Annotated in this window: 20 protein-coding genes; 14 read left to right on the top strand and 6 right to left on the bottom strand. The window is 66.0% G+C overall.

What is annotated here, in order from left to right; all coding sequences use genetic code 11:
* Positions 1-2 precede the first annotated feature (2 nt).
* From VVD47_RS06490 to VVD47_RS06470, 5 genes are all read left to right on the top strand, one after another.
* Positions 3-836 (top strand): polysaccharide pyruvyl transferase family protein, encoded by an 834-nt coding sequence (locus VVD47_RS06490; RefSeq protein ID WP_327602585.1) that lies wholly within the window; start codon positions 3-5, stop codon positions 834-836.
* On the top strand, positions 833-1,996 hold the full coding sequence (locus VVD47_RS06485; protein WP_327602584.1) for an acyltransferase family protein: 1,164 nt from the start codon (positions 833-835) through the stop codon (positions 1,994-1,996). Before VVD47_RS06490 ends, VVD47_RS06485 begins: the two co-directional genes overlap by 4 nt.
* Positions 1,993-3,171: a WecB/TagA/CpsF family glycosyltransferase gene (locus VVD47_RS06480; protein ID WP_327602583.1), complete on the top strand. Its 1,179-nt coding sequence runs from the start codon at positions 1,993-1,995 to the stop codon at positions 3,169-3,171. The genes VVD47_RS06485 and VVD47_RS06480 overlap by 4 nt, the downstream gene beginning before the upstream one ends.
* A 3-nt stretch (positions 3,172-3,174) precedes the next feature.
* Positions 3,175-4,239, top strand: coding sequence for a glycosyltransferase family 4 protein (locus VVD47_RS06475; protein ID WP_327602582.1), 1,065 nt, complete (start codon positions 3,175-3,177; stop codon positions 4,237-4,239).
* A gap of 159 nt (positions 4,240-4,398) precedes the next feature.
* Positions 4,399-5,538: an outer membrane beta-barrel protein gene (locus tag VVD47_RS06470; protein ID WP_327602581.1), complete on the top strand. Its 1,140-nt coding sequence runs from the start codon at positions 4,399-4,401 to the stop codon at positions 5,536-5,538.
* An 83-nt stretch (positions 5,539-5,621) separates the two neighbouring features.
* Here the strand turns inward: VVD47_RS06470 and VVD47_RS06465 are convergent, their stop codons facing one another.
* From VVD47_RS06465 to VVD47_RS06440, 6 genes are all read right to left on the bottom strand, one after another.
* On the bottom strand, positions 5,622-7,502 hold the full coding sequence (locus tag VVD47_RS06465; protein ID WP_327602580.1) for an acyltransferase family protein: 1,881 nt from the start codon (positions 7,500-7,502) through the stop codon (positions 5,622-5,624).
* A gap of 357 nt (positions 7,503-7,859) precedes the next feature.
* The gene (uraD, locus tag VVD47_RS06460) at positions 7,860-8,396 is read right to left on the bottom strand and encodes a 2-oxo-4-hydroxy-4-carboxy-5-ureidoimidazoline decarboxylase (protein WP_327602579.1); all 537 of its coding nucleotides are present in this window, start codon (positions 8,394-8,396) and stop codon (positions 7,860-7,862) included.
* Between the two features lie 114 nt (positions 8,397-8,510).
* Positions 8,511-9,161, bottom strand: a complete 651-nt coding sequence (locus VVD47_RS06455) for a hypothetical protein (protein WP_327602578.1) — start codon at positions 9,159-9,161, stop codon at positions 8,511-8,513.
* A gap of 12 nt (positions 9,162-9,173) precedes the next feature.
* Entirely contained in the window at positions 9,174-9,872 is a 699-nt protein-coding gene (locus VVD47_RS06450) for a PEP-CTERM sorting domain-containing protein (RefSeq protein WP_327602577.1), read from the bottom strand.
* Entirely contained in the window at positions 9,869-10,579 is a 711-nt protein-coding gene (locus tag VVD47_RS06445; RefSeq protein ID WP_327602576.1) for a hypothetical protein, read from the bottom strand. The genes VVD47_RS06450 and VVD47_RS06445 overlap by 4 nt, the downstream gene beginning before the upstream one ends.
* A complete protein-coding gene (locus tag VVD47_RS06440; RefSeq protein WP_327602575.1) occupies positions 10,576-11,283 on the bottom strand; it encodes a hypothetical protein in 708 nt (235 codons plus the stop codon). Before VVD47_RS06440 ends, VVD47_RS06445 begins: the two co-directional genes overlap by 4 nt.
* Positions 11,284-11,632: 349 nt before the next feature.
* Between VVD47_RS06440 and VVD47_RS06435 the strand changes: the two genes are divergently transcribed.
* From VVD47_RS06435 to VVD47_RS06395, 9 genes are all read left to right on the top strand, one after another.
* A complete protein-coding gene (locus VVD47_RS06435; protein ID WP_327602574.1) occupies positions 11,633-12,625 on the top strand; it encodes an ABC transporter ATP-binding protein in 993 nt (330 codons plus the stop codon).
* 153 nt (positions 12,626-12,778) lie between these two features.
* Positions 12,779-14,074 carry an ABC transporter substrate-binding protein gene (locus VVD47_RS06430; protein ID WP_327602573.1) on the top strand — a complete coding sequence of 432 codons (1,296 nt, stop codon included), beginning with the start codon at positions 12,779-12,781 and terminating at the stop codon, positions 14,072-14,074.
* Positions 14,075-14,196: 122 nt separating this feature from the next.
* A complete protein-coding gene (locus tag VVD47_RS06425; RefSeq protein ID WP_327602572.1) occupies positions 14,197-15,102 on the top strand; it encodes an ABC transporter permease in 906 nt (301 codons plus the stop codon).
* A complete protein-coding gene (locus VVD47_RS06420) occupies positions 15,102-15,977 on the top strand; it encodes an ABC transporter permease (protein ID WP_327602571.1) in 876 nt (291 codons plus the stop codon). The genes VVD47_RS06425 and VVD47_RS06420 overlap by 1 nt, the downstream gene beginning before the upstream one ends.
* Positions 15,978-15,990: 13 nt before the next feature.
* A complete protein-coding gene (locus tag VVD47_RS06415) occupies positions 15,991-16,746 on the top strand; it encodes a GntR family transcriptional regulator (RefSeq protein WP_327602570.1) in 756 nt (251 codons plus the stop codon).
* A gap of 66 nt (positions 16,747-16,812) precedes the next feature.
* Complete coding sequence (locus tag VVD47_RS06410) at positions 16,813-17,547, top strand: aspartate/glutamate racemase family protein (RefSeq protein WP_327602569.1); 735 nt, start codon at positions 16,813-16,815, stop codon at positions 17,545-17,547.
* Between the two features lie 77 nt (positions 17,548-17,624).
* Positions 17,625-17,972, top strand: a complete 348-nt coding sequence (gene uraH, locus VVD47_RS06405) for a hydroxyisourate hydrolase (protein WP_327602568.1) — start codon at positions 17,625-17,627, stop codon at positions 17,970-17,972.
* A gap of 331 nt (positions 17,973-18,303) precedes the next feature.
* The gene (locus tag VVD47_RS06400; protein ID WP_327602567.1) at positions 18,304-19,491 is read left to right on the top strand and encodes a urate hydroxylase PuuD; all 1,188 of its coding nucleotides are present in this window, start codon (positions 18,304-18,306) and stop codon (positions 19,489-19,491) included.
* A gap of 25 nt (positions 19,492-19,516) precedes the next feature.
* Positions 19,517-20,152, top strand: a complete 636-nt coding sequence (locus VVD47_RS06395; RefSeq protein WP_327602566.1) for a class I SAM-dependent methyltransferase — start codon at positions 19,517-19,519, stop codon at positions 20,150-20,152.
* Positions 20,153-20,167 lie beyond the last annotated feature (15 nt).

Below are 20,167 nucleotides of genomic sequence, written 5' to 3'. Positions count from 1 at the left end.
AAATGAGTCGTACCGTGCCCCTGTACTTCTGGAACCGTGTCAGGAATTTCGGTGACGAGCTGTCCGCTGCCGTGGTGGAGTGGGTGACCGGCCTGCCGGTCCAGCACGTGTCCGAGACCACTCAAGGCAAGCTGCTGGCAGTCGGCTCCATCCTGCAGATGGCGAAGGAAGGTGACGTGGTGTGGGGCACGGGCGTGCATCCAGGCTTCTACCACCGCTACTTCATCAAACCTGATCGGTGGTCACGCTTCCGTGACAACGGCCGGATGGTCCTGCCACGCTTGAAGGTACTGGCCACCCGTGGCCCGATCACCCGCGACCTGATCATCGCGTCGGGACAGGACTGCCCCGAGATCTACGGTGACCCCGGCCTGCTTACGCCCTTGTTCTATCAACCCCGGGTCGGCCGTTCACATCGCGTTGGCCTGATCCCTCACTTCCGCGACCACGCGAAACATGCAGCGTCCGCGCACCATGTGATCGATGTGCAGCGTTCCTGGCAAGAGGTCGTGGATGAAATCTGCAGTTGCGAGCGCGTGGTGTCGACCTCGCTTCATGGCGTGATCCTGGCGGAGGCCTATGGCATCCCCGCCATATGGCTACGCGAGACCGAGGGTGAAGGCTTCCTCAAATACAACGACTACTACGCCGGTACGGGGCGTGCACCACGTGCAGCGTATTCGGTGGAGGAGGCGCTGGACATGGCTGCATTGCCGCCGCCGCAATATGACCGGGACGCGCTCGTCGGTGCGTTGCGCTCGCATTTCAATGCGACGGCAAGCGCGGCGCCGGTTCTCCACCCTGCGCGTGCCGTGGAGGAAGGAGTCATGACATGAGCGCGGATGCCAGCGAGAAGACGGCCAACTACCTCGAGCTGGAAGGCTTGCGGGGCTGGATGGCCTTCTGGGTCTTCGTGACCCACGTGACCACCATGGCGACCCTGCCGCTGGAGAAGGGCTCCGGCTGGGGCCGCCTGCTGGCGGACGGCAGCATCGCGGTCGGCACCTTCATCATGATCAGCGGCTTCGTCATCGCGTTGTCGCTGCACAGGCGGCCGACGCCGGACGACTTCTTCATCCGGCGCGCCTTGCGCATTTTCCCGGTGTACCTCGTCGGGCTGTTCCTGTCGGTGCTGGTGCTCGACCTGTCCATCGACTTCCTGCAGAACATGCCCTGGGACGCGCCGCGCCGGCTGGACCGCTTGGCCTACCTGCAGGACAGTGCGGACAACTTCTGGCTGCACCTGGCCCTGCACATCCCGCTGCTGCACGGACTGGTGCCGGAGAGCCTGTTGCCTTCAACGTCGTATGCCTTCATGGGGCAGGGCTGGAGCCTGACGCTGGAGTGGCAGTTCTACCTGGTGGCGCCCTTGCTGTACGCCGCGGTGCGTGCGCGTGGCGCACTGGTGCACCTCGGCGTCTTCGCCGGGCTCGTCGTGCTATCGCAATACCTGCGCCAGGGCTCGTTCCTGCCGTCCTACCTGTGGCTTTTCTACGTCGGCATCCTGTTCCAGCTGGTGGTGTCGGCCACCGAGCCGCGGCAGCGCGCCATGTTGCTGGCGGTGTGCGCCGCCGCCTTCGTGGTCGCCCTGTGGCGGCGCCAGCCCGCCGTCTCGTACCTGCTGTTCTTCCTCGCGCTGGGTTCCGCGGCCGGCATGCTGCCGTCGTGGGGTGCGCGGGTGGTCAAGGCGGTGCTGTGCAACCGCTTCTCGACCTGGCTGGGCCATGTGTCCTACGCCTTCTACTGCATCCACATGGTGGCGATTTTCGTGACCGCCTGGTTCATCGTGGATGTGCTGGGCGTGAGTTCGCGCCCGCTCTACGCCGTGAGCCTCATCGTCGGCAGCCTGGCGATCGCGCTGGCGGTCTCCCACCTGCTCGGCAAGTGGGTGGAGCAGCCGTGCATCCGGCTCGGCAAACGTATCGTCGCCGCACGCGCCGCGCGCCGCCGTGCCGGCATGCAGGAACAGTCGTTGATGGAAGGAGTGCGCTCATGAAACCCGTTGATTCCGCCGTGGCCGATGTGCCGTTCACCGACTTCGGTCGTTCCGTTTACTGCCTGATGGGCCTGCCTTTCGACGCGGTCACGCTGTCACAGGCGACCGACGCGGTGGCCGCTGCAGCGAGCACCGGCAAGCGATGTTTCCTGTCCACGCCCAACCTCAACTTCCTGATCGCCGCGCAGGACGACGTGAAGTTCCGCGAGTCGGTGATCCGCAGCGACCTGTCGGTCGTCGACGGCACGCCCCTGGTGTGGATGGCGAAGCTCCTCGGCATTCCCTTGCACGAACGGGTCGCCGGTTCGGATGTGTTCGCCGGCCTGCAGGACGGCACGGTGCCGATCAAGGTGTTCTTCTTCGGCGGGCCGGACGGTGTCGCCGAACGTGCCTGCGAGCAGCTCAACGCGCAGGGTGGTGCCATGCGCTGCGTGGGCTACGAGTCGCCCGGCTTCGTCAGCATCGACGAGATGAGCAGTGCCGCGCAGATCGCCCGGATCAACGATAGCGGTGCGGACTTCGTGGTCGTCGCGCTGGGTGCCAAGAAGGGCCAGACCTGGATAGAACGCAACCGCGTGCGCCTGCAGGCACCGGTCATCAGCCACCTGGGCGCCGTGGTGAACTTCGTGGCCGGCACGGTGCAGCGCGCGCCGAGGATCTGGCAGCGGTTCGGCGTGGAATGGCTGTGGCGCATGAAGGAAGAGCCGACCCTGTGGCGCCGCTACCTGAAGGACGGCATCGGCCTGCTGCGCCTGTTGCTGCTCGGGGTCGTGCCCGGCATGCTGGAGCGCGTCCTGTCGCAGCCCTCGGCCGATGCGCTGGCGCGCGCGCAGCTGCACGTGCGCCGCAGCGCCGGCAACCCGACGACGACGATCAGCGTCGGCGGAGCGTGGAAGGCTGATACGCTCAAGCCATTGCGCGAAGTGTTTGCTGCCGTGACCGCACAGCCCGGCGCCGTCGTGCTGGACTTCGCCAAGCTGGAGCGTGTGGACAGTGCCTTCGTCGGGCTGGTGATGCTGCTTCATGGCCACCAGTCGAAGCTGGGCCATGGCTTCCGCATCAGCAGCGTATCGCCGGCCATCGCGCGGCAGCTGGGGCGCATGCAGGCAGATTTCCTGCTTCTCGGTACTGCTCCCGGCATCGCGGGACACTTCGCTTACCACCAGGGAGGGTGACTCATGCGCTGGAAAGTCCTGACGCCATTCACGCGCAAGCGCGGTGCCGCAAGCTGGATTCCTGCGCAGGTCGCGCAGATCGATCCCGCCCAGGTCTTCGAGGTCGTGCCTGCGCACTACCAGCACGACCGCTCGCGCAAGGTGTCGGGCGGGCGCGAATGGCTGGACTATTTCCTGCACGCTGCACGCTCCTGGACCGGCATGCTGCTGAGCCGCCAGGTGGGCTACGTGACGGCCTTTCCGCAACTGCCGATGATGCTGGGCCTGCTCAAGCGCCTGTGCCGTTCGCGTGCGCCCATCCTCGCATGGTGCTTCAACATGGGGCGGACCTATGACGGACGCAAGGGCCAGCTCGCGCGTTTCGGCCTGAGCACGGTGGACACCTTCGTGGTGCATTCCCGCCAGGAGATCGAGACCTACAGCACTTGGCTGGGCCTGCCGCGGGAGCGCTTCGTGTTCGTGCCCCTGTCCATCGACGTGGTGGAGCTGGACGGGCAGGACCACGAGGACAGCGCACAGCCCTTCCTGGTCGCCATGGGCAGCGCCAATCGTGACTACCGCAGCCTGGTGTCGGCCGTGCGGGCACTGGGCTACCCGACGATCATCATCGCGAGTGCCCACGCGCTGCAGGGCATCGAGCTGCCGCCCAACGTCGAAGTGCGTTCCGGCCTGAGCCTCGCGGAATGTCACGCCCTGTGCCGCCGGGCGCGCGTCAACGTCATTCCGGTGGACAACGAGACGACGGCCTCTGGCCAGGTCACCCTGCTCGAAGCGATGATGTATGCCAAGGCGGTGGTGGCGACCGATTGCGTCGGCACCCGCGACTACGTGACCGAGGGCGTCACCGGACTGCTGGTGCCGCCGCACGACGTGGGCGCGTTGACCGCGGCGATCGAGCGGCTCTGGCAGGACACGGCGCTGCGCCAGTCCATCGGCGCCCACGCCCGGCAATACGTGGAGAGCCACGTGAGTTTCAAGGCCGTGGCGGTGGAGATGCAGCGGCTGCTGGCGCTGCTGGAGGCGGAGCGTGGCGGCACGCTGGGCCGCCGCCGTGCAAGGGCGGCATGAGCGCGCTGTTCCTGTTGTAACGAAGATGGGCTACTGATATCGATTACGAACGACCCGGTGAAAACAAAAATGAGAAGAGCAACGAGGAGAGCAAGGTTTTCAGTGTGCGTGGCGGTCATCGGTTGTACCGCAGCCGGCATCGCATCCGGCCAAACGGCCGTGCCACAGGCACGCAAGGAGGAAGACGGGCCGCTGGACATATCGATCAGCCAGGACGTTACCTACGACACCAACCCCTATCGTCTCGGCGACGGCGTGGCGCCCCCGGGCAGGACCGACGCCAGCGAGCGTAGCGACTGGATCTCCATCACCGGCCTGCGCATCGACTACGACAGGGACTTCGACGGCCATCGACTGGGCTTCGTGGTGGCGCCGTCGCTGGTGCGCTACGCGCGCTTCGACCAGCTTGACCACACGCGCCAGCGCTACGACCTGAGCTGGAGCGTGCGGCCGCTGCAACGCGCGGAGATCGGGCTGCGCTACCAGCACCTCGACTACCTGGCAGACCTCGCCGACCAGCGCACCCGCGAGAAGAACATGGTGACCGCCGATACGCTCGGCCTCGACACCGTCTTCGGCACGGGGGCCCGCTGGCAACTCGTGGGGGGCGCGAACGCCGCCCGCTACCGCAACGAAAGCGAGCTGCAGAAGGCGGGCGACCGCGACGGTTGGGAGGCCAATCTCGGTGTGCGCCAGCAGTCGCGCGCCGGCAACTGGGTGGACCTGCGCGGCCGGTACGGCGACTACCGCTTTCCCAACCGGGCCGCCAGCATCCTGTCCGACAGCGGCTACGAGCAGCAGGCGGTCGAATTCGGATGGAACTGGGCATTTGCCGGGCACTCCCGCCTGAGCGGGAAGTTCGGCTACCAGTGGCGCGAGCACGATACCTATGACATCCGCGACTTCAAGGGCTGGTACGGCAACGCCAGCTACCTGTGGCGCTCCGGCGGTGCCAGTGCCGTGCGGGTGGACATCTACCGGCAGATCGGCGAAGTGACGGACGCCAGCGCCAGCTACGCCAAGACCACCGGTATCCGCGCCGTCTACGACTGGTCCAGCGGCCCGAAGCTGACCCTGTCTCCCTCGCTCGACTGGCGCTGGCGCGATTACCTCGGCGTCGGCACCTTGTCGCGCGGCAACGAGGACACGCTGACCGCGCGACTGTCGGTCAACTACCAGATCCGTCCTTCGCTGCGCCTGACCGGCGGCGTCGGCAACGAATCGCGTCGCGCCGACCAGTCGCAGAGCGCCTACAGCGCGACCTTCGTCAATGCGCTGCTGAACTGGCAGGTCTATTGAAGCGCGTCCGGTAAAGGGCCGGCACGGTGGAAGAACGCCACCGTGCCGGCCCTTTTCGTGGGTGCCTTCGGCTTGCGCGACCCTCAGCCCGCGCGCCCGGCGCGTGAAGCCGGCAGCGGGAAGTCGCGGACCAGCAGTTCGACACCGGCCGGCGTGAAGTGGTCGCGATCGAAGAGAGTAGGCGCGCCTTCGTGGACGAGGCGGCAGCCCTCGCTCGAACAGAGCGTGGTGTTGGGCGAGAAGTAGGTGACCTCCTGCGCCAGCTCCCGCCGGAAATGCTGGTCGAGTTGCAGCCGCTCGCGTTTGATCAGGCGCCCCTGCAGCGGCAAGCCCGAGATCTGCTCGTACGCCAGGATCAGGGGGACGGGAACGTAGTACTCCAGCGACGGACCGACCACCACCACGTCCTTGCCATGGCTGCGCAGATGCGCCACCGCGCGCCGCAGCTCCGGCAGGTCGCTGGCTTCCCAGCGCCCGGCGATGACCACGTGGCGTACGTGCGCGCCGTCGCGCGGAAGCCATTCGTCATAGATGTAGCGCACCATCCCCACGCAATGGGCCGGACCGCTGGTCGTATAGGTGGGGCGGCAACCCGCCGCGGTGGCCTGCAACACGTTCAGGTGCGGATAGCGTGCCGCGAGGCCGGTGACGAGGTTCGCCGCATGGCTGTCGCCGATGACGAGGACGCCGTCGTCGTGCGCGCGCGCGCCCAGGCACTTCTCCTGCTGGAAGTGGCTCATGTTGTCGTACTTGGGCGTCAGGAAGCAGATGCCGGTGCGGAAATAGGAGGCATCTGTCTTCAGGGCGGAAGAGAAGCGCACCGCTTCCGGATGCTGCTGCCACAGCATCGTGGTGCCGAGCTGCAGTGCCGGAATGGCCAGCAGCAAGGCGGCACACGCTGCCGGAAAGCCGATCATCACCCGGCGCGTCGGCGCCGTGGTGTTCATGCGCCGGAACGGCTGTTCGACGTAGCGCCAGCTCAGCCAGCCAAGCACGACGCTGCCCACCAGTATCGCGAGACGTATCTTCATCGGATAGAGCGAGAACAGCAGCGAGGCGAGGCAGACCAGCGGCCAGTGCACGAGGTAGAGCGAGTAGGAGATCTTCCCCACCCATTGCATGAGGGGAAAGCGCAGCAGCAGGTTGCCGACGCCCCCGCCGCCGGCACCCGCGATCACCGCCACGGCACCGGCTACCGGCAGCAGCGCGGACAGGCCGGGGAAGACCATGGATTCCCGGTAGCGTGCGATGGCATAGCCGATGGCGAGGAGGCCGGCAATGGACAGCACGCGCCGCATGCCCGTCGTCAGGGCAGCCAGCGGTGCCATCGCCAGTAATGAGCCGGCCATCAACTCCCAGGCGCGCAACCACGGCATATAGAAGGCGAGTGAGGCATGGCGCGGGGCCAGGATGCAGGCCGCGACGAAGGACGCGACCGCCAGCGCCAGCGCCAGCGCCAGCGCCAGCGTCACGGCGACACGCCAGCGTTGTCGCGATGTCGCCGATAGCGCCAGCATCAGCAAGGGGAACACGAAGTAGAACTGCTCCTCGACGGCCAGCGACCAGGTGTGCAGCACCGGCGTCAGGGCGTTGTCGCCGAAATAGTCCACCGTCAGGTAGAACCAGAAGTTGGCGTACGACAGCGTGGCGGCGATCAGCGAGGCACGCAGGTCTGCCAGTGCGCTGGGAGGCGTGAGCACCGAGAACACCAGCGCGGTCAGCAGCAGGGTGACGAAGAGGGCCGGGGCGATGCGCAGGATGCGGCGCTTGTAGAAATTCGCCAGCGAGAAATTCCCGTCGCGCAGGTCCGCCAGGATGATGCCGGTGATGAGGTAGCCGGAGATGACGAAGAAGATGTCCACGCCGACGAAGCCGCCCGGCAGCCACGCGGGGTGTACGTGGAAGAGCAGGACGCTCAGCACCGCAACGGCGCGCAGTCCGTCCACTTCGGGAATGTGCTTCATGTGGCCCCCTTGCGGGAAAGGGATACACAGGACGAGCAACACCCGTGCGATGCGTGCGCTGGTGGACGAAGGACTATATGCGGAAGCAGAACATGCAGCGCCGGCGCGGCTTTCCACGGTGCCTGCGGATGCTGCGACGGCTACCGGCGGCGGCCGTGCGACCGGCCACGGTGCAGCGGCCGGGAAAACAGGCGGAAACAGGCGAAAACAGGTACGGATTCGTGCGTGATCCGTCCTGCCGCAGTCACCTCCTGCGGGTTCGAACCATCGTCAACGTATCGTCAGTTCTTCGCCGAGGCATCGCTGCGATATGTGTCAGTTCATCGGCATGCGACGACATCGCCACGTCAGGCGACGTCAGGCCAGGTCGACGATACGGTCGTTGAGGCGGATGCCCACGATGCGGCCCACCTGTTTCAGCGCTTCCACGCGCTCGGTATCCGGATCGTTCTTCAGCCGTTGCTCGAAAAGCGCCATCACCTGCTGGCGATTCATGCCCGTCACCGCGACGATGAACGGGTGGCCGAAGCGTCTGCCGTAGGCATCGTTCAGCGCCGTGAGCTGTGCGAACTCTTCGGGGCTGCAGTTGCGCAGGCCGGCGCGGTCCTGCTCCTGGGTCGATTCAGCGGTCAGCGTATTGGCAATGGCGGCACGCCCGGCCAGTTCCGGGTGCTGGCGGAGCAGCGCCAGTTGTTCCGCGGGCGAGGCCTGCGTGATCGCCTCGACGATCGCCGCCTGGAGTGCGGCACGGTCGGCGAACGGCCGTGCCGGCCATGCTCGCTCCGTCGCCCAGGAGGTGTGCTCGACGATCCCGTCCAGGGCCGCGACGAAGGCGTCGCGATCCATGGCGGACAGCGCCGCTACGGTGAGTGGAGTGGGGCTTGGCTGGGACATGCCCGTCCTTGGTGGTGATCGATGCGCGCAGGGTACCAGCACGTTCAAACGCCCACCTGCGAGCCGTCTTATAGTTTCCTTGTCGGGACCGGAATGATGGCGCGGCCGGCGGCGTCATCGCCCGCGCCGAAGGCCCAGGCCCGCGAGGCCGGCGAGTGCGAGGGCCAGGGTGCCCGGGAGGGGGACTTCCGTTATCGCGAGGCTCCACTGCCCGCGCTCCTCGATGTTGAAGGCATGCATGCGGAAATCGAATCGCCCGCGCATGCTCGTAATGGCGTCGATCGCATCCCCGGCGGTGGCCTCGGTGTAGGAGCCGATGCTCTCGGAATGCTCGCCCTCGAAGGTGCTCCCGACACCCGCGCTGAGCGTGAAGGCCAGAGGCAGGCCGTGTACGTCGAAAGCGTCGACCAGGAGACTGACGTAGCTGCGCGTTTCGACGGGCCATCCGTCATCGCGGCGACAGGCCTCGAACGGCGCGCTGGCAGGTGTGCACTCTGGCAGCGGGACGGACACCCGCAGGGCACCCGGTACATCCAGACGCGCCCGAACGCCTTCGAACTCCATGAGACCGAGCGAAAGCGCTGCGGGCGTCCACAGGTCGATGGTGAATCGTTGCGACACGAACGCCGGGTCGGGGTGATCCAGTTGGTGGGCGCCCAGCACGCCGCTGACATAGGTGTAATGGAACACCGGCGCGGCGTGCGCCATTGCGGGCAGGAGCAGTAGCCCCACAAGCCGCAGCAGCGTGATGAACGTATTGCGCATGGCGCCCCTCCGTCAGCAGTCCGCCTGTTCGTGGGTTCGCCGACGCGACCAGCCACCGATCGCCAACGCCAGCGTCGCCAGCAACAGCGTTGCCGGCTCAGGCACCTCGCTGACGTCGAGACGCCAGATCCCTGGCTCGCTGATGTTCCATGCCAGCGGACCGGGCGAGAGTGCCCCGCCGTATATGAAGTGCTCCTGGAGTTGGCCGGCCACGTTGTCCGACAGGAAGTTGTCGTAGGTGTAGTCGAAGGAGCGCGGGTCGTAGCGATGGATGTGAACGAAGCCCAGCGACCATTCCGTCGGAAGCCCTCCCGCATCCAGCGCAAGGACGGTGAGGTTGAAGCTCGATTCATCGTAGGGATACACCGGCTGCTCTATGCAGGGCGCATCCGGCGGACCCCAGGGGTCGGGGACGCAGGTGGTCGCGGGTGGCGGCAGGGGGAAGCCGAAACTCAGGCTCCCGATGCTGGCATTGGCGCGCACGTCGGCAACGTCGAGGACGCCCGCGGCCAGCGGCGCCCAGGTTGAAAAGCTGATCGTGAAGCGTTGCCCGGTGTACTCCGAAACCGGCGCACCGGGACCGAGCGGTTCGTCGAGCGCGCCGCTGGTGTACGAGTACTGGTACAGGGGCACGGCCACGGATGTCGCGGGCAGGCCCGCGCCGACCATGATGCCGGCTGATGCGAGCAGGCGGATGGCGTGTTGTCTCATGATGACCTCCCTTCAAGCCGGACTGGCGCGTCGACGCGTCGGCGCGCCAAGCCCAGCATGGCAAACGCACAGCCGGCCAGCAGCAAGGTGGCCGGGGCGGGGACTTCCGTCACCGTCACGCGCCAGCTGCCGCGGTTGTTCTCGACGTTGCGGGCGAGCAGCCCGAGGTTGGGGGGCGTGCCGCCGTAGATGTCGTCGACGAAGGACGTCTCGCTGTAGTAGAACGAATTGAGGGTGAGGTAGCTGGTTTCGTTGAAGCGCCAGCCCGTGACCCACGAGCTGTCCAGCGACAGTTCCCATCCCGAGGGCAGCCCATTGGCATCCAGGCCCGACACCAGCAGGCTCAGCGCGGAGGTGGCGTAGGGGTAGTCAGGCTGCTCGGTACAGCCGCCATCCGGAAACCACGGGTCCGGCTGGCACGAGGTGCTCGGCGGTGGCAAGGGGAAATCGATCTGGATGCCGGGGGCGGTGCCTCTTGCCGTGACGCCGGTGGTCGGCAGGCTGCCCAGGCCGAGGGCCGTGGGTGACCAGATGTCGATGGTGAAACGCTGGCCGACGAATTGCGGCTCCGCCATCGTCGGGTCGGTGAATGCGCCACTCGTATAGGTGTACTGGTACAGCGGTGCGGCCTGGACCGCTGCGGGCAGCAGCAGGCTGGTCACAAGCGTCAGGGCACCGATCTTCACACTGGACTTCGGTTTCTTCACGGTTTCGATCCTTGGGGTGGGTGGTTGTTGTTATCGGTGGTGCGGCGGCGTGCGAGTGCCAGCATCAGGACGGCACAGCCGGACAGCAGGAGCGTGGGAGGGGCGGGTACTTCGATGACTTCGACGGCCCAGGTGCCCGGTGCCACGGTGTTGCGAGCCGCTGTGCCGGCGGTGCGTACGTTTCCTTCATAGACGTCTTCGTTGAACCAGACGTCCGGCCCTTCGTAGCGGCTGTACAGGCTGAGGATGAAGGTGGTGTAGATGTCGACGTTCTCGTACTCCGCCAGGTTGAACTCCCAGGTGGCCGGAAGGCCGTCGGTGCCCAGGCTGCCGACGTAGAGCGAGAACGTGGAGTCCCTGTACGGATAGACGGGCTGCAGGATCCAGTCGTAGTCGCCCGGGAAGGGGCTCGGGCCGTATTCCAGATCCGGGGGAGGGCGCGGGTGAAGCAGTTGGGCGCTACCGATCCGGCCCCACGCGGAGAGTGCCTGCGAACCGTTGGTGTCCGTGGCAACCGGTTGTGCCAGCGAGAAGCCGATGGTGAAGCGCTCCCCCTGGTACTGGTCGCCCCATCCGGGATCGGCCAGCACGCCGCTGGTGTAGGTGTATTGGTACAGCGCCGCGGCCTGGGCGGCGGGAGCGACGGGCAGGAGCAGTGCAAGACAGGCCAGCAGATGGCCCGCCCACGACCGGACTTGTTGCATGACGCCTCCACTTTTCTCGGGGGTAGGTGTGGATATTCGGCTTCGCAAACGGATTCGTGCCCGGCGCAGGCGCAGGAACCACCTTGAAGTCTATATGCGGGCATCACCCTCCGGCCAAGCGAAGTAATGGCTCCCTCGGCACCCTGTCATTCATCCGCTGACTGCCAGCGCCCCGCATTGAGGCAGGCGCCTGTGGCGTGCGCCAGTTGCGTGCAAAGTCCTCCACGGATTGCATACAAAAATCCGCTGCGCGACCTTCGTGTTTTCAAATGAATCAGTGGTTTGCATGTGTCGTCCGCGCCTGGCATGCGCAATGCTTTAAGCCCTCGAACCTTCGAGGAGGCCTCACATGCAGCAGAAATCCGCGGATCTGGAACTCGTCAAGCTGACCAAGCGCTACGGCAATGTCACGGCGGTGCATGCCATCGACCTGCGCGTGGCGGCCGGCAGCTACTGCTGTCTGCTCGGCCCCTCGGGCTGCGGCAAGACGTCCACGCTGCGGATGATCGCGGGCCACGAGCTGGCCAGCGATGGCGACGTGTTGCTGGGCGGTCGCAACATCACGCTGCTGCCGGCGGCGGAGCGCGGCACCGCGATGATGTTCCAGAGCTACGCGCTGTTCCCGCACCTGTCCGTGCTGGACAACGTGGCCTTCAGCCTGAAGATGCGCGGCATCGGCAAGGCCGAACGGCACAAGCGTGCGCAGGACCTGCTGGAGCGCGTGGCGATGACGCCCTACGCCGAGCGCAAGCCTTCCGAACTCTCCGGCGGCCAGCAGCAGCGCGTGGCACTGGCGCGCGCGCTGATCACCGAGCCCAGTGTGTTGCTGCTGGACGAGCCGCTGTCCGCGCTGGACCCCTTCCTGCGCATCCGCATGCGCGCCGAGCTGAAGCGCTGGCAGCACGACCTCGGCTTTACCTTCATCCACGTCACCCACTCGCAGGAAGAGGCGATGGCCCTGTCCGACCAGGTGGTGGTGATGAACCAGGGCCTCATCGAGCAGGTGGCCTCGCCGCACCAGTTGTTCAACGCGCCGGCCTCGGAGTTCGTCGCGAAGTTCCTGGGCGGCCACAACGTGATCCGCGTCGGCGACGAGAAGATCGCGCTGCGCGCCGACAAGGTGCGCCTGTCGCGCGATGCAGCGGGTGACAACACCATGGCCGGCGACGTGCTGGGCGTGGAGTACCAGGGCACCTACGTGCTGGTGACCATGAACCTGCCGCAGCAGGACGAGTTCTCGGTGATGTTGCCCGAGGCCGATTTCTTCCGCGCACCCTGTTCGCCGGGCGAGCGGATGTTCGCGCAGTGGAGCGCCACCGACGTGCACCGTCTGGCGAGTTGAGCGCAGCGACCACGACACCACAGCACATGCGAGCGCACGCACGACCGCAAGATTTTTCCCGTCAAGCCGGGGCGACGGGGCCGGCACCCCAGTAACAACAGGATGCAACAACCGTTGCACCACTTTCACTTACCACCAGGCATGGAGATGAAAATGGCTGAATTCGATTCCGACAAGGCTAAGCAGGACAACGTCGACACGAGCGCGAACCAGAACCGCCGCACGGTGCTGAAGGGCACCGCCGGCATCCTGGCCGCAGGTGTGTTCCCGGCGGTCCACGCGCAGGAGAAGATCGTGCTGCGCTACCTGGGCACCGCGGTGAACCAGGACAAGGCCATTGCGGAAAAATTCAAGGCCGACACCGGCATCGAGATCCAGTACATCCCGGTGACCACCGACGAAGTGACCAAGCGCGCCGTCACCGCGCCGAATAGCTTCGACCTGATCGACACCGAGTACTTCTCGCTGAAGAAGATCATCCCGACCGGGAACCTGCTGGCCATCGATGCCAAGCGCATCAAGAACGCCGACAAGATCACCACGCTGTTCACCAAGGGCGAAGTGGCCGGCAAGAAGGTGGGCGACCAGGGCACGGCGCCGAAGAAGGTGATGTTCCTCGAAGGCCAGGGGTCGAAAAAATTCTCGGCCGCGCCGACGCAGTGGATGACGTTGATCCCCACCGTCTACAACGCCGACACGCTGGGCATCCGCCCCGACCTGATCAAGCGCCCGATCGATTCCTGGAAGGAGCTGCTGAACCCCGAGTTCAAGGGCAAGGCCGCGATCCTGAACATCCCCTCGATCGGCATCATGGATGCCGCGATGGTGGTGGAGGCCATGGGCATCCACAAGTACAAGGACAAGGGCAACATGACCAAGGCCGAGATCGACCTGACGATCAAGACCCTGATCGAGGCCAAGAAGGCCGGCCAGTTCCGCGCGCTGTGGAAGGACTTCAACGAGAGCGTGAACCTGATGGCCTCCGGCGAGGTGGTCATCCAGTCGATGTGGTCGCCGGCCGTCACCGCCGTGCGTACCAAGGGCATCGCCTGCACCTTCCAGCCGCTGAAGGAAGGCTATCGCGCCTGGGCCGCCGGCTTCGGCGTGCCGCGCACCGTCAGCGGCAAGAAGGCCGACGGCGTGTATGAGTTCATCAACTGGTTCCTCGACGGCTGGGCCGGCGCCTACCTGAACCGCCAGGGCTACTACAGCGCGGTGCTGGAGACCGCCAAGGCCAAGATGGAAGCCTACGAGTGGGCCTACTGGATGGAAGGCAAGCCCGCCTCGCAGGACATCAAGGCCCCGAACGGCGAGTTGCTGGCCAAGGCCGGCTCGGTGCGCGACGGTGGCTCCTACGAGCAGCGCATGGGCGGCATCGCCTGCTGGAACGCGGTGATGGACGAGAACGAGTACATGGTCCGCAAGTGGAACGAGTTCGTCGCGGCCTGACGCTGCGGTCACGCAACGCTCGTGCACTGACATGACCTGACTGGTGCGCGGCCCGCAGCCGGGCCGCGCACTCACCGCAACATTCGCTGAAGCAGGAACTCGCCTCGATGGAGGACGGTTACATGAAAGTCGCCACCCGGCCGATGCTGGCGCGCTGGATGTCACACGGCCTGCCCGCATGGGTGCAGGCCACGCCCTACACGCTGGTCTTCCTGCTGTTCTTCATCATCCCGCTGGGGCTCATCGTCGCGGTGAGCTTCTGGGATGCCACCGAGTACGAGCTGATCCCGGCCTTCACGCCGAAGAACTACATCAACACCTTCGAGGGCTGTGGCAACCTCGCCGAGCCTTGCGTCACCTTCACCACCTACCTGTCGACGCTGAAGTTCTGCTTCCTGGCCTGGCTGTCGACGCTGCTGATCGGCTTCACCGTCGCTTACTTCCTCGCCTTCCATGTGCGCAGCACGGCGATGCAGACGGCACTGTTCGTGCTGTGCACGATCCCGTTCTGGACCTCGAACGTCATCCGCATGATTTCCTGGGTGCCGCTGCTGGGGCGCAACGGGCTCGTCAATGACGCACTGGTCGGCAGCGGGCTGGCCTCGCAGCCGCAGGAGTGGCTGCTGTTCTCGTCCTTCTCGGTGGTGCTGGCCTTCGTGCACCTCTTCACCATCTTCATGGTGGTGCCGATCTTCAACTCCATGATGCGCATCGACCGCTCGCTGATCGAAGCCGCGCTGGATGCCGGCGCCAGCAGCTGGCAGATCCTGTGGAACGTCATCGTGCCGCTGTCGCGCACCGGCATCATCATCGGCTCAATCTTCGTCATCACCATCGTGATGGGCGACTTCGTCACCATCGGGGTCATGGGGGGCCAGCAGATCGCCTCGGTGGGCAAGATCATCCAGGTGCAGACCAGCTACCTGCAGTTCCCGCTGGCGGCGGCCAATGCGGTCATCCTGCTGGCGGTGGTGCTGATGATCATCTGGGCGCTGACGAAACTCGTCGATATCCGGAAGGAACTGTGATGGGTGAGAAACGCGGTTGGGGCTATTACGCGCTGGCGACCTTCTTCGGCCTGTTCCTGCTGTTCCTCTACGGGCCGACGATCACCATCTTCGTGCTGAGCTTCCAGGGGCCGGAAGGCGGCCTGGTGTTCCCGATGCGCGGCGTGTCGCTGCACTGGTTCCAGGAGCTGTTCAAGGGCATCGGCGTGGTGGACATCGGCTCCGCTTTCGTCCGGTCCATCAAGCTCGGGCTGGTGGTGACCCTGCTCACCGTGGTGCTGGCGGTGAGTGCCGCGCTGGCCTTCCGCAAACGCATGGCCGGCGCCAATGCGCTGTTCACCGTGACGGTGGCCAGCCTCATCATGCCGTCCATCATCGTGTCGCTGGGCATCGGCCTGAGCTTCCGCCTGCTCGACACCGGCCTGGGTCACCTGTTCGAGAGCGCTGGCTGGGACTGGGCGCGCGAGCACTTCACCACCACCATGGGCATGTACACTTCGGCCCTCGGAGCACAGCTCACCTGGACACTGCCGTTCGGCCTGCTCGTCATGTTCGCCGTCTTCAACCGCTTCAACCCCGCCTACGAAGAAGCTGCGCTGGACCTCGGCGCATCGCCCTGGCAGACCTTCCGCCACGTGGTGCTGCCACTGATCGGGCCCTCCGTGGTGGGCGTGGGCATGTTCGGCTTCACCCTGTCGTGGGACGAGATCGCCCGCAGCTCGCAGGCCATCGGCGACCTCAACACCCTGCCGCTGGAGCTGCAGGGCCTGACCACCACGGTCACCACGCCGGTGATCTACGCGCTGGGTACGCTGACCACCATCGTGTCCTTCATCGTCGTCTTCCTCGCGCTGGGCGCCATGCGCCTGCTGTCGCGCAAGAGCAAGGCAGCCTGATGCAGAGATGGCCATGAGCACCGTCGACGCCGATGCCGATGTCGTGGAAAGCGCCAGCGTGCCCGCTGAAGGCACGCTGACCGACGGCGCCATCTACGAACGCATCGTCGAGGCGGTGCTGGACCATCGCCTGGTGCCCGGCACCAAGCTCGTCGAGGAAAAGCTCGGCCGCGCCTTCGGCGTGTCGCGCACCCGCATCCGCCATGTGCTGGTACGCCTGGCCAGCGAGCAGATCGTGGTGCTGACGCCGAACCGCGGAGCTTCCGTTGCCTGCCCGACGGTGGAGGAGGCGCGCGAGGTGTTCGCTGCGCGCGCGCTCATCGAGCCGACCCTGGTGGAGAGCTTCATCGCCCAGGCCAAGGCCGGCGATCTGCGCGCGCTGAAGCGCAACATCGAGGAAGAGGAATACGCGCGTCGTATCGGCGAGCGGCACGCGGTGATCCGCGCCTCCGGCGGTTTCCACCTCATCGTCGCCGAGCGCTCCGGCAACCGCACCCTGCAGAAGATGCTGCGCGAACTGGTGTCGCGCACCTCGCTGATCATCATGACCTACGGCAAGCCGGACCACGTCGCACTGTCGCCCAAGGGCGGCTGCGGGTCTGATGAACACCGTGCGATGCTGACCGCGATGGAAGCACGCGACGTGAAGGCCGCCACGCGCCTGATGAAGCGCCACCTGACGCACCTGGAAGCCCACCTGGATTTCGGCATGTCCCACAAGCTACGCCCGGACATCGGAGAGCTGTTCGGAGAGAGGGTTGGCGAATGAGTCGGCGAATGAGTTCGCGAACGGGTTGGCGAAGAAACAGTACGGAGAAGGCGGACAAGCGCTGACATGCCACAGGCACTGATCATCAACCCCAACACCTCGGCATCGGTCACCGCCTTGATGCTGGACCACGCGCGCGCGCTGGCCGGCGATGCGCTCACGCTGACCGGCAGTACCGCGAGCTTCGGTGCGTCCTACATTGCCTCCGAGACGAGCTACGCGATCGCCGGCCACGCCGCGCTGGATTGCTGGGCGCGCGACGCTGGCGCTGCGCAGGCGGTGCTGATCGGCTGCTTCGGCGACCCCGGCCTGCCCGCGCTGCGCGAGATCTGCCCGGTGCCGGTGGTGGGGCTGGCGGAGGCAGCCATGCTGGAGGCCGCGAAGCACGGGCGCTTTGCCATCGTCACCGGCGGTCCGCGCTGGGTGCCCATCCTGCATCGCCTGGCGGTCTACGCCGGTGTGCAGGACAGGCTGGCCGACATCAGCGTGGTGGAGCGCAGCGGCGCGGAACTGGCCGCCGACCGTAGCGGTGCGATCGTCGAACTCGCCGCACTGTGCCGCCGTACCGCGGCAGCGAACCGGCTGGATGCCATCGTGCTGGGCGGTGCCGCACTTGCCGGCATGGGCGAGGAGATCGCGGCGCTGACCGGGCTGCCGGTGATCGACAGCGTGAGCGCCGGCGTACGCGCCCTGGTCGCCGCCTGCCGCCAGCAAGCCCATCCCCTGCCACCGGACGGTGCGACCTACGACGGCCTGTCGCCAGCGCTGCAGCACCTGCTCGCACCACATCCGCCCGCATGAATGGACTCTATGGCGCGGCGCTGCACGCCGCCTCTCTATAATCCGGAGCAGTTCAGCAGCAGGACACAGGAAACACCATGGGACGACTCAGCACCCACGTACTCGACACCGCCAACGGCTGCCCCGCAGCCGGCGTGCGCTACACCCTGCGCCGCAAGGGCGAGGCCGCCGTCATCGCCAGCGGCCTCACCAACGCCGACGGCCGCACCGATGCACCGCTGCTGCAAGGCGATGCGCTGCTGCCCGGCGTGTACGAACTGGAGTTCGACGCCGGCGCCTACTTCCGCGCACGCGGCACGCTACTCGCCGACATTCCTTTCCTGGACGACGTGGTGCTGCGCTTCGGCATCGGCGACGCCAACGCGCACTACCATGTGCCGCTGCTGGTTTCGCCGTGGGCGTACAGCACGTACCGGGGGAGTTAGTTGCTGTTGAAGATACGGGCCGTCGCCCGGCGGGTTACAACCGGTGGGACGCTGCGCTAACCCACCCTGCGAAGGGCGCCGCTGCGAAGTTGTGATGCAGCTACACAAGAAAAGGTTAATCGTCGGAGTGGGGGAGAAGGCGTAGCGAGCGGTTCGAGGTTGCAACGAGAAGCGCAGACGTACGTGAGTACGGCGAGCATCGCAGTTGCAAGATCGGACCGCGCAGTAGCCTTATCCCCCCACTCCGGAACGTGCACGACGAAATCGACACTAGGGCGGGTCGTGCGGGCCCCACGTCAAAGTGGGCCCGATTGTCTGAAGGGAATCCAAGTTGGATACCGCATATCTGATCGACATCGCCAGCATGCTGTTGCGCTGGCTTCACCTGATCGTGGGCATCGCCTGGATCGGCGCCTCCTTCTACTTCGTGTGGCTGGACAACAGCCTCAAGCCGCCGAAGGACGCGCGCCTCAAGGAGGCCGGCGTGGGGGGCGAGCTGTGGGCCATGCACGGTGGCGGCTTCTACAACCCGCAGAAGTACGCAGGTGCGCCCAAGCACCTGCCGGACGACCTGCACTTCTTCTTCTGGCCCAGCTACAGCACCTGGATCACCGGCTTCCTGCTGATCTCGGTGATGTACTACTTCCAGGCTTCCACCTACATGGTGGACCCGGCCATCGCCAACATCGACTCCATGTCCGCGGTGTTCATCGGCCTCAGCACGCTGGGCCTGGGCTGGGTGGTGTACGACATGCTGGCGCGTGTGCTCATCGAGCGCAGCCAGTTGCTGTTCGCGCTGTGCTACGGCACTTTCGTGGCGATCATGGCCTATGCGCTGACCCACACCCTGTCCGGTCGCGCCGCCTACATCCACGTCGGCGCGATGATCGCCACCGCGATGAGTGCCAACGTGTTCTTCTGGATCATCCCGGCGCAGCGCAAGCAGGTGGCGGCGATGAAGCGCGGCGAGGTGCCGGACCCGATGCTGGGCAAGCGCGCCAAGCAGCGCAGCTACCACAACAACTACCTGACGCTGCCGGTGCTGTTCGCGATGATCAGCAACCACTACGCGGTGACCTACAACCACGAGCATGCGTGGCTGGTGCTCATCCTCATCATGATCGGCGCGGTGCTGATCCGGCACTTCTTCAACCTGCGTCACTTCGGCATCGTGCAATGGCGCTTCCCGATTGCCGGCGCCATCATCATCGCAGCCGTGCTGGCATGGATCGCCCCGGCGAAGCCGCAGGTCCAGGCCGGCAAGCCGGTGCCGACGCTGGCCCAGGTGCACACCATCATGCAGGAGCGCTGCGCCGCCTGCCATGCCGAGAAGACCACCCTGATGCCCTCCGCCCAGGGCGGGGTCATGCTCGATACGCCGGAGCGCGTGCAACAGTACGCCCGCCGCGTGTACGAGCGCACCGTGCAGCTGAAGAACATGCCGCTGGCCAATGCGACCAACATGACCGATGCCGAGCGCGAGATGATCGGAACCTGGTTCGCTGCCGGCGCCAAGTGATGCACAGTGCGAGGACGTCGCCACCGTGAATGAAGCGCCGCTGGACGTGCCCAGCCCGATCGATCTCCGTGACATGCACGATGCGCGGCAGTGGGCGCAGACCGCGCCGGCCCGTCCCGGCCGGCAGGAATGCCTCGACCTGTTCGCCAGCATGATCGCCGGCGCGGGCGCTTCGGTCACGCGCGTCCTGGAGCTGGGCTCCGGCCCAGGCTTTCTCGCCGAGCGCGTCCTGCAGGCGACGAGCACCGCCTTCGAGTACGTCGCCCTGGATTTTTCCGCGGCGATGCACACGCTGGCTCGCGAGCGGCTGGGCGCGCTTGCCTCGCGCGTGCGATTCGTCGAGCGCAGCTTCAAGGAGGCTGACTGGATGACCGGCCTGGGACAGTTCGACTGGGTGCTTACCCATCAGGCCGTTCACGAACTGCGCCACAAGCGCCATGCGCTCGCCTTGCATGCCCAGGTGCTGGGCGTCCTGCGGCCGCAAGGAAGCTACGTGGTGTGCGATCACTTCTGCGGCGCTAGCGGCATGACGAATGACCAGTTGTACATGAGCCTCGACGAGAAGGAGCGCACGCTTTCACAAGCGGGTTTCGACGACATCAGCCTGCGTCTGTTGCGCGGCAGCCTGGCCATGCATCAGGCCCGCAAACCCGTTCATTGAGTCCATTCACCCGGA

The sequence above is a fragment of the Uliginosibacterium sp. H1 genome (assembly GCF_036017065.1).
In the GTDB taxonomy this organism is placed as follows: domain Bacteria; phylum Pseudomonadota; class Gammaproteobacteria; order Burkholderiales; family Rhodocyclaceae; genus Uliginosibacterium.
The sequence above is the reverse complement of the archived record's forward strand: the minus strand, read 5'-3'. Positions and strand labels throughout refer to the sequence as shown.

Coding starts and splice junctions, on each gene's coding strand:
- VVD47_RS06490 (WP_327602585.1), top strand. CDS start 3: ATGAGTCGTACCGTGCCCCTGTACTTCTGGAACCGTGTCAGGAATTTC.
- VVD47_RS06485 (WP_327602584.1), top strand. CDS start 833: ATGAGCGCGGATGCCAGCGAGAAGACGGCCAACTACCTCGAGCTGGAA.
- VVD47_RS06480 (WP_327602583.1), top strand. CDS start 1,993: ATGAAACCCGTTGATTCCGCCGTGGCCGATGTGCCGTTCACCGACTTC.
- VVD47_RS06475 (WP_327602582.1), top strand. CDS start 3,175: ATGCGCTGGAAAGTCCTGACGCCATTCACGCGCAAGCGCGGTGCCGCA.
- VVD47_RS06465 (WP_327602580.1), bottom strand. CDS start 7,502: ATGAAGCACATTCCCGAAGTGGACGGACTGCGCGCCGTTGCGGTGCTG.
- uraD (WP_327602579.1), bottom strand. CDS start 8,396: ATGTCCCAGCCAAGCCCCACTCCACTCACCGTAGCGGCGCTGTCCGCC.
- VVD47_RS06455 (WP_327602578.1), bottom strand. CDS start 9,161: ATGCGCAATACGTTCATCACGCTGCTGCGGCTTGTGGGGCTACTGCTC.
- VVD47_RS06450 (WP_327602577.1), bottom strand. CDS start 9,872: ATGAGACAACACGCCATCCGCCTGCTCGCATCAGCCGGCATCATGGTC.
- VVD47_RS06440 (WP_327602575.1), bottom strand. CDS start 11,283: ATGCAACAAGTCCGGTCGTGGGCGGGCCATCTGCTGGCCTGTCTTGCA.
- VVD47_RS06435 (WP_327602574.1), top strand. CDS start 11,633: ATGCAGCAGAAATCCGCGGATCTGGAACTCGTCAAGCTGACCAAGCGC.
- VVD47_RS06430 (WP_327602573.1), top strand. CDS start 12,779: ATGGCTGAATTCGATTCCGACAAGGCTAAGCAGGACAACGTCGACACG.
- VVD47_RS06425 (WP_327602572.1), top strand. CDS start 14,197: ATGAAAGTCGCCACCCGGCCGATGCTGGCGCGCTGGATGTCACACGGC.
- VVD47_RS06420 (WP_327602571.1), top strand. CDS start 15,102: ATGGGTGAGAAACGCGGTTGGGGCTATTACGCGCTGGCGACCTTCTTC.
- VVD47_RS06415 (WP_327602570.1), top strand. CDS start 15,991: ATGAGCACCGTCGACGCCGATGCCGATGTCGTGGAAAGCGCCAGCGTG.
- VVD47_RS06410 (WP_327602569.1), top strand. CDS start 16,813: ATGCCACAGGCACTGATCATCAACCCCAACACCTCGGCATCGGTCACC.
- uraH (WP_327602568.1), top strand. CDS start 17,625: ATGGGACGACTCAGCACCCACGTACTCGACACCGCCAACGGCTGCCCC.